The sequence below is a fragment of the Lacrimispora sphenoides genome (assembly GCF_900105215.1).
Classification (GTDB): domain Bacteria; phylum Bacillota; class Clostridia; order Lachnospirales; family Lachnospiraceae; genus Lacrimispora; species Lacrimispora sphenoides_A.
Genome location: NZ_FOIP01000001.1, coordinates 2595042 through 2610729, shown reverse-complemented (window position 1 = coordinate 2610729; position 15688 = coordinate 2595042). Strand labels below are relative to the sequence as shown.

Annotated in this window: 11 protein-coding genes; 5 read left to right on the top strand and 6 right to left on the bottom strand. The window is 43.3% G+C overall.

Annotated features, from left to right (window positions below):
- Positions 1-17: 17 nt before the first annotated feature.
- From BMW45_RS11855 to BMW45_RS11840, 5 genes are all read right to left on the bottom strand, one after another.
- Positions 18-1073, bottom strand: a complete 1056-nt coding sequence (locus tag BMW45_RS11855; protein ID WP_092243729.1) for a cohesin domain-containing protein — start codon at positions 1071-1073, stop codon at positions 18-20.
- Between the two features lie 1085 nt (positions 1074-2158).
- On the bottom strand, positions 2159-3178 hold the full coding sequence (locus tag BMW45_RS11850) for a tyrosine-type recombinase/integrase (RefSeq protein WP_092243726.1): 1020 nt from the start codon (positions 3176-3178) through the stop codon (positions 2159-2161).
- A gap of 655 nt (positions 3179-3833) precedes the next feature.
- Positions 3834-3983, bottom strand: coding sequence for a hypothetical protein (locus BMW45_RS27815; RefSeq protein WP_166433334.1), 150 nt, complete (start codon positions 3981-3983; stop codon positions 3834-3836).
- Between the two features lie 431 nt (positions 3984-4414).
- On the bottom strand, positions 4415-6532 hold the full coding sequence (locus BMW45_RS11845; protein WP_092243723.1) for a penicillin-binding transpeptidase domain-containing protein: 2118 nt from the start codon (positions 6530-6532) through the stop codon (positions 4415-4417).
- 13 nt (positions 6533-6545) lie between these two features.
- Positions 6546-9410 (bottom strand): penicillin-binding transpeptidase domain-containing protein, encoded by a 2865-nt coding sequence (locus tag BMW45_RS11840; protein WP_092243720.1) that lies wholly within the window; start codon positions 9408-9410, stop codon positions 6546-6548.
- A gap of 305 nt (positions 9411-9715) precedes the next feature.
- Between BMW45_RS11840 and BMW45_RS11835 the strand changes: the two genes are divergently transcribed.
- From BMW45_RS11835 to BMW45_RS11820, 4 genes are all read left to right on the top strand, one after another.
- Positions 9716-10135, top strand: coding sequence for a metal-dependent transcriptional regulator (locus tag BMW45_RS11835; RefSeq protein ID WP_025234729.1), 420 nt, complete (start codon positions 9716-9718; stop codon positions 10133-10135).
- 72 nt (positions 10136-10207) lie between these two features.
- Positions 10208-11404, top strand: a complete 1197-nt coding sequence (locus BMW45_RS11830; RefSeq protein ID WP_092243717.1) for an NADP-dependent isocitrate dehydrogenase — start codon at positions 10208-10210, stop codon at positions 11402-11404.
- An 87-nt stretch (positions 11405-11491) separates the two neighbouring features.
- A complete protein-coding gene (locus BMW45_RS11825; RefSeq protein WP_092243714.1) occupies positions 11492-12040 on the top strand; it encodes a GNAT family N-acetyltransferase in 549 nt (182 codons plus the stop codon).
- A gap of 100 nt (positions 12041-12140) precedes the next feature.
- Positions 12141-13019: a LysR family transcriptional regulator gene (locus BMW45_RS11820; RefSeq protein WP_092243711.1), complete on the top strand. Its 879-nt coding sequence runs from the start codon at positions 12141-12143 to the stop codon at positions 13017-13019.
- A gap of 39 nt (positions 13020-13058) precedes the next feature.
- Here the strand turns inward: BMW45_RS11820 and BMW45_RS11815 are convergent, their stop codons facing one another.
- Positions 13059-13946, bottom strand: a complete 888-nt coding sequence (locus BMW45_RS11815; RefSeq protein ID WP_166433333.1) for a LysR family transcriptional regulator — start codon at positions 13944-13946, stop codon at positions 13059-13061.
- 242 nt (positions 13947-14188) lie between these two features.
- On the opposite strand from BMW45_RS11815, the gene BMW45_RS11810 reads away from it, so the two are divergent.
- The gene (locus tag BMW45_RS11810) at positions 14189-15676 is read left to right on the top strand and encodes an SLC13 family permease (protein ID WP_092243705.1); all 1488 of its coding nucleotides are present in this window, start codon (positions 14189-14191) and stop codon (positions 15674-15676) included.
- The last annotated feature ends 12 nt before the right edge of the window (positions 15677-15688 follow it).

Here is a 15688-nt window from a genome sequence, read left to right as displayed (position 1 = left end):
CTAATCCCTTCTTCATCTTAAAATAATGATACTGCTGCACTTCCAGTTCCCTTGGCGATAAATTCTACCAATGCAATGGAACCGCTAAAGCATTCATTCTGACTTAACTGTCTGGTTGATTGAAACCACAGCTTTCCCGGTATACTGGAATATATTCTTAAATTTTCTTCCGGATAATTTCCTGGTTCTGCTATGCTTCTTAGGCTGCCGGCTGCTAGACTGGTTAATTCCAGTAAGTATGGATCATACCGGAGGTTCATGCGGATCTTGTCAAGACCGCTGACCTCCTGGGCTTTCAGCAGGACTGAGTAACGTTTGCCGGTCTTTACCGGGTATTCCATGGTGCTGTTGCGGTAAAATATAGGAATAACCGGCAATTGTGCTGTTGCTAAATAATCAAACTCATCACCGTTTGAATCATATGCTTTGATCCGGTACATTGTGTTTAATGCCCCAATTGGGATGAAATCTGTCATTCCCCGGTGTTCTTCAATCTGTTTCTGTGTATCCAGTTCATGAAAGGTCAATTCTTTTCCTTCCCATTCGTTAAACGTCCGCCATCTGGAGTCAATACTCTCCCATGAGAGGCCAGGCAGCGTCATTTTCTCCCCTTCTTCCCATGAATGTCCGGAGTTTTCTAGGCTAGTCCAGGTTTTATTAAGCTCGTCCAGTTCCAGCCAGGTACACCCCTGCTCAATGCCGGGCCGTTCATCGCCGGGACCTTTAAATATTTCAAAACTGATTTCCTGACTTTCTAACTGCTGCCAGGTATGCGAATGGTTCTCAAGCTGCGACCAGCTTAACTGCTCATAATCCAGGCGTTCCCAGTGCTGACCTTTGCCTGTTCTGGTTTCGATTTGATGCCAGGTGAGGGCATCCTGATCATACATGCTCCATGGATCATTGGTACTGTCAATATTATCCCAGGTGTATCCGGACAGGGCCTGTAAAAAAGATTCATTAAATACCCGTTCTGCAATATAATTTTTATCTGCTTCCACCGCTCCCCAGCTGATTTGTGCTTGTTCTCCCTCGTGGAGGGTAGGGATATGTAAACATTCCGGTCGGTTCATAAATAATAAGTTCCTCCTTTCATTTTCTATTGGTAATTTTAGTTTTTGTTTCATAATTGATTGTATTTGGAGTTTTTTGTCTGGTACTCCTCACCTGCATCCCGTCGTGTTTATGATATCTTCCGTTTCAGTACCATGTGGTTTCTTGCCATATTTCTTTTTTTGCCAATGGTAAACTTTATGATAGAATAAATAATTTATTATATTGATACTCCTTCTTTCCTATTGAGGGGAAGAAGGAGTATCAGTTCCGTTTGACTCAAGTAAATAGTGATTTAAATATTGAACAGCAAATTAATCCTTAATCAGGACTGTAAGTATCTAGCGAGTAAACAAATCGCCGCATTAAATACGGCGTAATACTTGGATGCATATAAGGCTGGCCGATCTCGGTATTACAGGTAAAAACTACCGGACTATTGTGCACCAATAGCCTGCTTATCGTGGAACGGCATAGCAGTGACTTTCGGATACTATACTGTCATCGTTATGATGATACTACAATACAGATTGGATTTAATGCTGTAGCAACTTTTTCGTTCCGAATATCGTTACTGTTTGGTCTCACTGATGCTTAAAATGATCATTTAATCATCTAATAAGCAGCTAAAATTTATATATATCTCAGCACTTCCGGGGATTCACCGTCAAACGGGCCGCAAAAACAGTATCACAATCTCATTTACAACGAATAGATATAACCAGCCTTATAAGTGCTTAATAGTACTGGAGCTACAACAGGTTTTAGTTTTTTGTTAATGTAAAAAATGTAGTTTCATTTGCTATACCACTGACGGTGCAGTTATAGAAAGGAAATATTATCTGATCTCCTGATATACCTGAGCATTACGGTTTATGTCCTAAAAAACGCCTAATGTGGTTAATGAAATTGGCCTTATACCATTTATATTATCGCTTACCGTTACTAAATTGCTATTTTTGTAGCAATCTGATCTTAAATCACTATATTATTAAGCCATCTCTCATATCTCCTTATTACTTTATTCCCAGTTTTTGTTTGGAAAAAGGGTAAACTTAATAAAGCATCCGTTTCCAGCTACTTAAAATCAATCCATTTCAGCTATTTATGCAAACTTTCGGTGAGACTCTTTCACATTTTCCTCCTGGACAGTGCAGTAGATCATTGTCGTATCTAATTTTTCATGTCCCAGAAGTTTTGACACCTGCTCCACCGGCATCCCTCTATTCAATAGATCAGTAGCTATAGTCCTTCGGAAACGATGCGGATGGACCTTCTTCACACCTGCACGCCGCCCAAGCTGCCTAAACATATATTGGATTCCGGCAACAGTTAGGCGAGCATGAGGCTGATCTAGTGTTGCAAATAAAGGCTTATTTACCAATTCTTCCTCGGTTATCCCCTCCTCCTTCATACGCTCCTTAAGGTATCTCTTTAAGTAAAACCTAGCATTATCCGTCAAATACACCTTTCTTTCCTTACTTCCCTTACCAAATACAATCAACTCCTGCCGCCCCATTTCTATATCACAAACATTCAGTAACGCCAACTCTGACACCCTGACACCTGTACTGTACAAAAACTCCATTAAGGCACGGTCCCTCAGTACCGTACAATTAACCCTAAGTGCTTCCATTTCTTCCTGGGAAAACGGCTTTTTGATGGTCTTGGCCAGCTTCAGGATCCCTACCCGCTTAACCGGGTTACTGGTCACAAGCTCCTCTGTAGTGAGGAAATCCCAGAAGCTGGATAAATAATGCAGCCTTGTCTGCATGGTGGTCATTTTAATGCCGTGCTGCTCCCTCATGACCCCATAATAATATCGGAGATCCATGGCGGTAATGTCCTCAATCCGTTTCCCCAGGAAATCCAGCATCTTGCAGATCTCCGTTGTATATTGCTTTAAGGTATTTTCCTGTCGGTTAACTGCCTTTTTGCTTGCCACGAACATCTTGACCTTTAAGGTGTCGCCGTCAATGCCCGTTTCTGCTACCTCGTAACATTCTTCCCTTACTTCCACGCCGTGAAAATTAATATACAGTGCATTATGCAACTGCTCCATTTGTCCACTATCCAGGTGCGGCAGCATAGTATTGATTACTTTTTCCAAAATCTGCTCTATCATTTGTTAAAGCCCTCCTTCCACATTATTGTAAAAGATAGAGCCGTTTTGGTCCACTACTCAATAATATAGTGATTTACAGAATCAGATTGCTACAACAAATAGCAATTTAGTAACGGTAAGCGATAATATAAATGGTATAAGGCCAATTTCATTAACACATTAGGCGTTTTTTAGGACCATAAACGTAATGCTCAGGTATATCAGGAGATCAGATTAATATTTCTTTCTATAACTGCACCGTCAGTGGTTAGCAAATGAAACTACATTTTTTTACATTAACAAAAAACTAAAACCTGTTGTAGCTCCAGTACTATTAAGCACTTATAAGGCTGGTTATATCTATTCGTTTGTAAATGAGATTGGTGATACTGTTTTTGCGGCCTGTTGACGGTGGAATCCCGGAAGTGCTGAATATATATAATTTTAGTGCTTATTAGATGTAAATGATCATTTTAAGCATCAGTGAGACCAAACTAGTATAACGTATTCCGTGAACTCAAATAACTTAAATAATCATTTAATCCACAGAGTAGTCCAACTTTGCTATGCCATTAGATAAGACTTTTAAAATCCTATTTTACCTGTAATAACTAGATCCAGCATATGCTCCGTATAGCATAAATTTATATTTGTTCTGTAGCATACTTACAGTTGATTAAATTAAGCATTTATTATTTAAATCACTATTTAACTTAGTAATTTTCTCATCAATAATAACATTATCATTGACAAAATCCTGTCTTACAGGCTTATTTGATGCTTCCCACATATTTAATCCTAATGATGTTTTATTTGTACTTGACATATTATTTCTCCTCTTTTAATTTGAATTTTTCTTCTTTGATTTCTTTAGTTATTTTACCGCTAAACACGTTAACTCTGATCATTAAACTGTTACAAACATTGCCACGAAACAATCTCTGATCCTACGTTATTCTTCTTACATTTTCGAACACATGTTCTGTTCTGTCGACAACTGGATTATAATACTATCGAATCCAGTTGTCAATACTTTTTCGAACATATGTTCTTTTTTATAAATTCAAGATTACATCCCCTCACCAACCAGACAGAAAAACGCATAAACATACACAAAAAAATCCCTAATTTTGTTCTTAGGGATTTCTCGTGTATATCTATGCATAATTTCTTGATATCATATTTACAATAAAAACGTTTTTTAATTAAAGAAAAGAATTAGCATATTAAATTCAAACCATATCGGCAGCCCTCTATTTACTGCCCCCCTGGAATATAAGAATTTAAAATAGCTTTATCCTTTCTCACCACATATCCACTCCCTCCCCGGTCCTTCACATCTTCCGTCATACTGACAAGAAGAATAGGAGTCTCAAGATTTGGATCTGTAGTATAGACAGCAAACCAGCCAAGCTCCGTACCCGTTCTATCGTCTTTTGATGCCTTGATCTCAGCCGTTCCCGTCTTTCCCGCAAGCTCAATATCATTTCGGTAAGCCGCGTGCCCGGTCCCGTGTTCGGAACTGATCACCTTGCCGAGAGCAGTCTGAATCCTGTCTGCAATCTCCGGGGAACATGCCCCCGGCAGCCAGACTTCCGGCTTTGGCTCCGCTTTGTACTGAAGATAAGGTTTTATGATGTTTCCATGATTGGCAAACATGGTATAAAGCGTCGCCAAGTGTATGGGATTCACTAACATCTGGCCCTGTCCGTATCCACTGTCAGCCAGCTGAACCTCAGTTTCGATCCGTTCCGTATTGGAGTATTGAGACTTTGTTACAGAAATATCAAAAGGAATCTCTTGATTAAAACCCAGCTTATCCAAACCGGACATGAAATCATCATAGCCGATTTTTAATGCAGCCTTTGCAAAATAAATGTTATCCGAATAAATAAATGCATTCTCCAGTATCGCTGGGCTGTAATCATGAAGGGTGGTGACATAGTAATTCCCCCAGCTTTCATCCTTTCTCCAGCTTAACCCTTCTCTACCAAAATCCTCGTCAGGATCAATCGCTCCGGTGGTAAGCCCGATGGCACCGGTTATGGGTTTAAAGGAAGATCCCGGAGCAAATCTCTGACGGAACCGGTTGAACATGGGCTTTCTTTCGTCACCATTTAAAGAAGCCCATTTTTCTTCGGACATTCCAAGGATAAAATCATTGTCATCGTAGGATGGCGTGCTGACAAGGGCCAGCACTTCGCCGGTAAAAGGATTCATGGCGACCGTACAGCTCTTATCCTCTTTGAATGCTTGATAAATCTCATCCTGAAGTTTACTGTCAATGGTCAGGGTGATATCCTTTCCATCTACTCTCGGCTTTGCAGCCAGGGTTTTCTTAACGGTCCCGCCGGAATCAGCAATAGTAATTGTCCGTCCATTGGTCCCTTTCAGTTCCTTCTCAAACAAGGCCTCCATTCCGTTTCTTCCGATCACGCTGTCCGATAGATAATCCTCACCCGGATGTTTTTCAAGATCCTCTGCCGTCACATTCTGAACATATCCCACCAGATGGGCTCCACTCTCTCCCAATGGGTAATAGCGTACTTCCGTGTCTGTGATCAGGACTCCCGGAACTGCAAGAAGTTCATCCTGGAATTCCTTATTTTTAACATTGTCCTCCCGGGGCTCCATGGAATTCAAATTTAACTCATCCACTTTTTTAATAGTTTTTAAAGGTACAAAAGAATCTTCTTTCACCCACTTGGCCGACAGTTTCTTCCCGATTGCATCCGCAGATATCCCAAGAAGGTTCCCAAGGGTCTCCAGATCTCCGGCAGAATCCTCACTCATTTTTCCGGGTACCAAACCTACGGAGGAAGCGGTGCCTTTTCCTGCCAGAAGCAGTCCGTTCCTGTCAAAAACACTTCCTCTCTTTGCCTTGTCTGTTGATACTCTCACCTTATCGGAACGACTCAGCTCCGGAAAGATCACACTGTCGTCCCACACCATCTGATAGCCTTTTTTCTTTTCCTTCCGGAACTTTACCTGATTGCTGAAGTTTATTTCTCCTGCTATACTGTCAAGGCTCATATTGTAGCTGACCGCCGCTACCCCGTCTTTTTCCACTACCTGCCCGATCTGGGCGATTATTCCGGAAGACTCAATCCCCTCGTAGATATTTTTATGCCTGGTAATAAAATCCTCTTCACTGATATTAAGATGACTCTGATCATCTAACATCCCATACATATCCGTATAGTCTGCCTTAGAAAGGCATTCCACATATTCCAGAAACAACTCATCAGGCTTTTTCCTTGACGCTTCGATTTTCTCCTGAATCCAAAAGAACAGAGCCGCCCCTGCCAAACCGGTCAGCAATATACCAAGTGTGCAAACAGTGCTGAATAAAAATCTCCTTTTTCTATGCCTCATCGCATACCTCCTGTTAATCCGTCCGCAGATTATTGGAAACGCCGGAAGCAGTCCCGGTAAGGATATCAGCGGGATCTTCCAGATGAAAGTAATAATTGAAAATCTCTTTTCCTACCCCGACCACATTGCCGGAACTGTAGCCGTTGGCGACCCGCACAGTTACGGCTATCTGCGGGTCCTCAAACGGGGCATATCCTATGAAAAGTCCGTGGTTTGGCCGGCTTTTGGATTCCTCTGCCGTTCCGGTCTTTCCGGCTGCATTCACTTTTAAGTCTTTTAAGGTTGCATTGGTTTTTACCAGTTCATTCATGCCCTTTGCCACGTCATTCCATATGTAGTCTGGAATTGAAACATTGGACTGAAGCACTGGCGTAAAGGACTGGATCGTATTGCCATCTGAATCTGTCACTTTATAAATCAGGGAAAGGTCATAGCTATTCCCATGGTTAGCAAGTGTTGAGGTATAACGCGCAATCTGCGTCGTCGTATAGTTATGGGTTCCCTGTCCGATGGATGAAGGTATGGCAAACCGATCCGTAACATGAGGTTCCGCTTCCCCGATTTCAATGCCTGTCTTTTTATCCAGGTCAAGCAAGCCGGCATATTCACGAAGCTTATTGAGTCCTTTCTCTTCCGAAAACAACCCGTCCTCTCCGGTCCCCAGCCGGTATGTGATTTCGGACAGATAAACATTACAGGAATTTTTAAGGGCATCGGCACTGGAGAGAATCGGACCGTGTCCTGACCGTTTCCAGCAGCGCAGAGGAGGCTCTATCTTATCAAATACGCCGGTGCATACGATACTGGTATCTGTACTGATGGCCCCTTCATTCAATCCTGCAATTACCGTTATCGGTTTAAAGGTGGAACCAGGAGCCGTCAGCTGGCTGGTAGCCCGGTTAAACAGGGGCAGGGATAAATCTGCTGCAAGCCTCTGATAGTATTCCGTGTCCATCTGATTTGCCAGCCGGTTGTTATCATAGCCCGGGTAGCTTACGCAGGCGAGCACCTGTCCGTCCTTGGGGCTAACCACTACAGCCGATCCGGAACAGGGGTTTAACGCCAGCTGGGCGGGGGTGATCTCCAGATTTTTTATTTTCTTACGTATAAACTGCCAGGCATTCAGCTGCTCATTGGTAAGAAGGGCATAATCCGGATCCTCTTTTGATAGGATTCCCTGTTCATAAAGAAGTTTTTCCACATCCTCCCCAGTTAAAGTACCTTCTGTTAACATTGCCTGAAATATCAGTAAATCAAAACCGGAATCTTTCTTTAAACTGTCCAGGATCATTTCTTCCGTCAGGTGTCTGCTGTTTTCAAGTGTCATATATTTTTCAGAGGATTCCACCTGGCCTAAATCAATCCAGCCATTTGCAATACAATCGGAAAGATATTGGCGGAAGCTTTTTTCCTTCCGGTCCCAATCCCCGCTTTTATCCGAAAGTATTTTTTTCTTCTTTACTACATCCAGAAGATAATCATAATAACCTTTCACCTCACTGCTTAAAGAGTCATATCCGGAGTCTGAAACATCAAAGGAATCAGAAAACTCCCTAAAAACCTGCTCTTTCTTATTCGTAAACCTTTCATAGACAGCCTTCTCAAGATCCGTTGCATCCGCTTCCTGCAGCCGTCCGGTATCAATGACATGATTCTTTATTAATGCAAAATACACTTCATCCGATGAAATCCGGATCTGGGAGGCATCGGCTGCTTTTGGCATGTCCGCCCTTTTGCTCTCTGACATGTTGGCAAGGAGGATTCCGGCAATCTGCTGTTCCAGCATCTGATAAACCGCGTTCTGTAAATCCTTGTCAATGGTTAAGTAAATATCGTTTCCAGTCTGGGGCACCCTGGTGATTTCCGGGTCCGATTTCCGGTTTCCCACGACGTCCGTATAAAACTGTTCCATGCCATCCTGGCCACGAAGCCGGTCTTCCATAGATTTCTCAATTCCGCCTTTTCCTATCGTGGACTGGTTCGTGTAAACGGCACCTTCCCGATTCCCTGCTTCCAGTTCATCGGCGGAAATCGGCCCGGTATACCCCAATATGGAAGAAAGGCTTTCTCCTCCGTCGTAAACACGGATGCTGCCTTCCTGGATATCCGCCCCCGGCAGGCTGCGTTTCATTTCCAACACCGCCACCATCGATTCCTCAGACACATCTGATGCGACCAGATATGGAAGGTACTTGCGGTATGAATTTAAGGAAAGGCCGTAGCGGATGTTTGCTATCTGCAAAATATCCTTTGCAGTAAGGTTTTGAGGCAGTCCGTATTGATCCTGTTCTTCTTCTGTGTAAGTATCCTCAATCAGGAACTTTTCCTTGCCGCATAATTTTTTCATGAGTTCTTCTGCTGTTACATTCTTTTGTTCTTCCGTCAGCTCATCTATCGTGCTTTTTCCATAAAAATCGGCTTTGAAACGGCTGAGCTTCCACCCTTCTTCTGTAAATCCATAGTTTCCCTGTTCGTCCACAGATATAGGCAAAACTGTATTCAGCTTGTTCTCATCCTGAACCAGGCGGATCAGCTGATAGGCAATTCCGTTCAAGGACCGCTGACGTTCTTTGTTGGATCTGTAATTCTGGGAATCCTCCAGGGTTATATCATAGGAAAGCCGGTTTGAAGCCAGTAAATTCCCATTCCTGTCATAGATGTTTCCCCGGCTTCCGGCAAGTCTCTGAGTCTTCATAATGGAACTCATAAACTCCTCCTGATTTGCTGCCCCTTCCAGGATCTGTAAACGGTATAACCGTAAAATAAGCGCCAGAAACAGAAATCCGAATAAAGCACCCAGGATTGCCAGTCTTGGAATCCGGTCCAGTAATTGAAGTCCGGAAAGATTCTCTTTTTTCCATAATTTATGATTGCGCAAAATGGTTCTCCTTTAATCTTACACTTGTAAGATTTCATTATACACGGATTTGGTTCTGATGTAAACTTTTTTTTATAAAATCACATCTGATAATTTATCAGAAAGCATCTTAAGGTTCGCAATATGAAATCCCCTGCCCACATGACACAAGCAGATGCAGATGCCCTGGGCAGAACTCCCTGTTCAAAGTGCTATTAAGCTAGCGCTAAACGAATCATCCCTCCTTTTACCCTCCCCACTCATAGATCTCCCTATATGAGAATAAATATAAGTAATATTCAAAGGTTAAAAGAAAGGATCGAACCATGGCCCAAACCGATAATTTCTATACCCTGAAGGGTTACTCCCTCTTGGAGCATACGCAAATCACTTCCTCCATGGAAGATTATCTGGAAATGATATGCAGGATCCATCGTGACGGCCAGCCTGTCCGCATCAAGGAGCTGGCGGAATGCCTGCATGTAAAGCCTTCTTCCGCATCAAAAATGGTGGGAAACTTAAGGAAACAGGGACTGGTATGCTTTGAGAAATACGGCACCGTATCCCTGACAGAGGACGGCTTAGAGCTGGGAGAATATTTATTATTCCGCCATGAAGTCCTCCACCGTTTTTTCTGCTACATCAATCAAAATTCTGATGAGTTAGAGCAGGTGGAAAAGGTGGAACATTTCATTGAGCCGAAAACTGTGTATAATATTGAAAAATGGCTGGATAAGTTTACATAGAAACGCTTGTGTGATTTTATAATTCATCGTATACTATAGCATAACACGAACATTTCTAAGGAGGACAAACACATGGATAAGATTAAGATGACAACCCCTATCGTCGAAATGGATGGCGATGAAATGACCAGGATTCTCTGGCAGATGATCAAAGACCACCTTCTGCTGCCATATATTGATTTAAATACAGAATACTACGACCTGGGCCTGGAATACCGTGACAAGACAAACGACCAGGTGACCATTGACTCCGCCAATGCCACCAAAAAATATAAGGTCGCTGTCAAGTGTGCCACCATTACTCCCAACGCAGACCGTGTAAAGGAATATAGCCTAAAAGAGATGTGGAAAAGTCCCAACGGCACCATCCGGGCAATCTTAGACGGAACCGTGTTCCGCGCTCCCATTGTTGTAAAGGGAATCGAACCATGTGTGATGAACTGGAAAAAACCTATTACCATAGCAAGGCATGCTTACGGTGATGTTTATAAAGGATCTGAAATGAAGATCCCCGGAACCGGTAAAGTAGAACTTGTCTATACCGCAGAGGATGGAAGCGAAACACGGGAGCTGGTCCATTCCTTTAACGGTCCAGGAATCGTACAGGGAATGCATAACTTAAACGATTCCATTGAAAGCTTTGCAAGAAGCTGTTTTAATTACGCTCTTGACACCCGTCAGGATGTATGGTTTGCCACTAAGGATACCATTTCAAAGAAATACGACCATACCTTCAAGGATATTTTCCAGGACATCTTTGAGGCTGATTACGAGGACAAATTTAAAGAGGCAGGCATCACCTATTTCTACACCCTGATCGATGATGCAGTCGCCCGCGTCATGAAATCAGAAGGCGGCTACATCTGGGCCTGCAAAAACTATGACGGCGATGTAATGAGCGATATGATATCATCTGCTTTCGGATCTCTGGCCATGATGACCTCTGTCCTGGTATCTCCGGATGGGGATTATGAATACGAGGCCGCCCACGGAACCGTACAGCGCCATTACTACAAGCACTTAAAGGGGGAGGAAACCTCCACAAACTCCGTTGCCACCATCTTTGCATGGACCGGTGCACTGCGAAAACGGGGAGAACTGGATGGAAACGCAGAACTGGCCGCATTTGCAGATAAACTGGAACAGGCGACCATCGATACCATCGAAGCCGGTGAAATGACAAAAGATCTGGCACTCATTACTACCATACCTAATCCAACAGCTTTAAACAGTGAGGAATTTATAAAGGCCATTGCAAAACGGCTGTAAAGATACCTGGTTTCAAATAAACTATGACAGAAAAAGAAAGCCGCAAAATCAGCTGCTTTCTTTTTCATTTCAGGAGGTAATTCAATTATGGAATACAAGCCAAAAGAAGTCCTGTTAAAAAACGGGACCCCATGCCTCTTAAAAAGTCCCGGCCCTGGTGACGCAGCCGCTATCTTAAGACTCATGAGCCAGACTTCAGAGGAAACCAGGTATATGTCCCGATACGCAGATGAGATCAACATCTCTCTCCACCACGAACAGGATTTTCTATCTTCCCTCCTTAAAAGCCAGAAGGATTTGATGATCTGCGCCGTAGTTAACGGGAAGATTATTGCAAATGCCGGAATCAACCCCATTGCATTATTTGATCGTTATGCCCACCGGGCCACCTTTGGCATCTCCATATGCAAGCCATACTGGGGGCTTGGGATCGGTTCCCATCTCCTTGGAGCCATCATAAGGGGAGCCCGGGAAATGGGCTATGAGCAGTTGGAGCTGGAAGTGGTAAGTGAAAATGAACGGGGTCTGGCTCTTTATAAAAAGTACGGTTTTGAGATTTACGGCACCAAGGAGTACTGCTTTAAATACCGGGATGGAAGTTATGCGGCCGCCCATCTGATGATGGTGAGGCTTTAAATATTTTTGACATTTTTTTCTAAATCTCTGTTCATACCATTATCAAAATGATATAATGAAGATTGTTATATAACATCTTGGTAATGGAAGGATCCCTGATATGAACTTAAGACATCTTACTATCTTTAAAACGGTGTGTGAAGAAGGCAGCATCACCGGAGCGGCCAAAGCGCTGTCCATGACCCAGCCAGCCATCTCCCACGCCATCAACGAACTGGAAGAATCCGTCGGCTCTTCTCTGTTTAACCGTGTGTCCCGAAGAGTGGTCATCAATGAAAACGGAAAATTTTATTTGTCTAAGGTCATTCCTCTCCTGGAATTGTATCAGGATCTGGAAAACTACTCCGGCTCCCTGCATCTGCAGGCGCCTTTACGGATCGGCTCCTGTGTAACCCTTGCCAGATACTTACTTCCCAAAGTGGTATCCCGCTTTACCCTGACAAACCCAGATACCCAGCTAAAGGTCACCGTTAACAATTCTATTGAAGTCACAAATAAGCTTTTAAAAAATGAATTGGATATCGGCCTGATCGAGGGTGTCATAGCGGACGAACAGTTGGAGAAGATTCCTTTTTCTTCCTATCCTATGGCAGTTATCTGCGCTCCCGGCCATCCTTTTGCAGAACGCCTTGCACAGCCGGTGGCTCTGGACCGGCTTATTGAAGAGCCCCTGCTTTTGAGAGAACAGGGCTGTACCATCCGGGACACCTTTGACTGTGCCCTGGCATTAAACAATTTATCGGCCGAGCCGCAATGGGTAAGCACCAACTCGGATGTGATCCTGCAGGCGGTGAAAGAAAATATCGGAATCGGCATTGTTCCCAGGATTTTAGCCGACGAGTCTATAAAAAGAGGGGAAGTCACTGAAATAGAAGTGAAAAACTTGGATATCAGCTGTATGAATCATGTGGTGTTTCATAAAGACAAATTTCAGACAGAAGCATTCCAGGCATTTATCAACCTGGTGCTGTTCGAATAGAAGGCGCTCCATGGGGGGATTTTATCCCTCTATGGAGCGTCATATATAATTCTTCACAAAATCCAGAAACACTTCATCAGGAAGTGATAATGGCTGATCCTTATGATACAGCGCATATATTTTTCTGGTAAGATTTATGGGATCCTTAAGCTTTAACTCTTTTATTACTCCGTATTTACGTTCTGTCTCAATAGCAAGGACCGATAATATGCCGATTCCCTTATTATCTACCACGCATTTTTTCACCGCTTCGATGTTTCCAATGGCCTGGATGTTCCTCTTCGGGAAGTTAAGGCTTCCAACCGACTCTAAGTATTTCACAATGGATGAGCGGTGATTGGTGGTCATGAGGGTTTCTCCTACCAGATCTTCCAGCGTAACCTCATCTTTCCGGCTTAATGGATTTTCTACGGATGCAAAAAAGACCAGTGGATCGTCCATCAGCTCCTCATACAGCAGTGACTCTCTTTGCGGTGGGAAAGGCTGGCTCACAAAACCCAGAGGAAAAACCTTGGCTTCAATATCTTCAAAAACATTCTGAGTGTACTCTACGTGGTTTACCACGGTCACAGACGGATATTTGGCGGAAAAGGCATGAATGATCGGCGGAAAGATATAAGTTCCGGGCGTACCGGAACATGCGAAGCGTATTTCCCTGTTTTTCAGATTCTGGGAGGCGTATATCTCCTTTTCCGCCCCTCTCATGGTTTCCATGACCGTTTCCACATAAGGCAGAAGCAGCTTCCCTTCCTTTGTCAATCCTATCCTGTTATTATCCCTTTCAAATAATATAGTCTCAAAATGTTTTTCCAGGCTTTTCATGCGTATGGAAACTGCCGCCTGGGAGCAGAACATCTCTGAAGCAGTCTGGGTAAAACTATGGTTCCCGGCAACTTTTATAAAGGTTTCCAAGGTTTCCAGATTCATGATCGTTCTCCTTAAAGTCTTTTGCATAAAATATATTTATGGAGATTATAGCAAATTCACAAAATCATGTCAAATATTCTATTCTTAATAAACATTTTTCCCAACCCTATAAGATTAATTTATAAAGTCATGGAATCCTCCCCTAAGAATGAAATAAATATAAAAATCTATCGTTGTACTTTTCTCAACAAAAATTTTACACTTAGGCTACAATAAGATATTGTAAGAAAGGAGATGCTGCCATGAATGAAGCAAAAGCAACATTGTCAGCACCAGAAATCAAAGTAAAAAAAGTCAAAAGCCCTTTTGAACTGAAAATGCAATTCTTCGGGCTTCCGGCCGCACTGATCGTATTCGGCCTATTCTATTCCACCCCGGTCCCTGTAGGACTGTCCTATGCAGGAAAGATGGCTCTGGGGGTATTCTTAACTGCCCTTATTTTATGGGTCTCGGAAAGCATTCCTAATTACACGGTCTCCCTTCTTGTCATTGTGGCTCTTCCCATCCTTGGCGTCTGGGAAGAAGAAAAAGCCATGGGCGTGTTGGGCTATGAGGTTATCTGGCTGACCTTTGCAGCCTTTATCATCGCCTCAGGCATGGAAAAAAGCGGTCTTGCAAAACGTCTTGCCTTAAATCTCATAACCAGGTTCGGAAAAAGCGCAAACAGCATTCTGCTTCTTTTGATGGCAACCAACTTCCTGATTGCTTTTGTCGTACCCTCCACCACGGCCCGGGCGGCAATGATGTTCCCCATTGTCCTGCTGGTAATCGAAGCATTCGGAACTACTATGAATGACCCTAAGAATAACCTGGGAAAACTTCTGGCCTTACAGGGAATTCAGTCCAATAACCTGTCCACAGGAGCCATCGTAACCGCAACCAGCGCCCAGATCATGGCCATTGGCTTTATTAAGGATTTAACCGGGCAGAACATTTCATGGACCTACTGGTTCATTGCATCCGCCCCGGTCACCATCCTCACATTGCTGGCATCATTTTTCATAGGAAAACTGTTGTTTAAAATTCCTGCTTCAAATGCAAAGATTAACTTAAGCCTTCTGGAAGAGGAACGCAAAAATCTTGGTAAAATGAGTCTGGTAGAAAAGAAAGCATTGGTCATCTTTGGCATCACCATAGCCTTATGGGCCATTGATACCAGGCAGATACATTTATTCGGATTCCAGCTCAGCCTTGTAATGGTAGCTATTTTATCAGCGGCATTATTCTTCATGCCCTATCTCGGCATACTGAAATGGAAAGAGGCCAAAATTTCCTGGAATCTTCTGATTTTCGCCTGCGGGGCTTATGCCGCAGGAGTGGCTTTGGATGAAACCGGTGTGGCCGCATGGGGGCTTAACGCTCTGTTTGCCCATTTAGGTATTGAGAATATGAGCTTTACTGTAATATTTGCTGTCATCATGCTGATTGCCAGCTTCAGTCACTTTATCTTCACCTCCAAGACAGTGCGGACCATTATTCTTATTCCCACAATCATCGGCATCGCCAATGCAACCGGGATCAATCCTGTTGCCCTGGCCCTTCCGGCTGCATTTTGTATTTCCGATACCATTACTTTGCCGCCTCACAGCAAAGTCAATTTAATCTATTACAATACCGGCTTTTTCAATGTCCTTGAACAAATGCTTTACGGCACACTGGTGCTGCTTGCCAAATGGGGCTTAATGATCATCGCCTCCCTGACCTGGTTCCGATTCATTGGACTGGTATAACAGAAAGGAAAA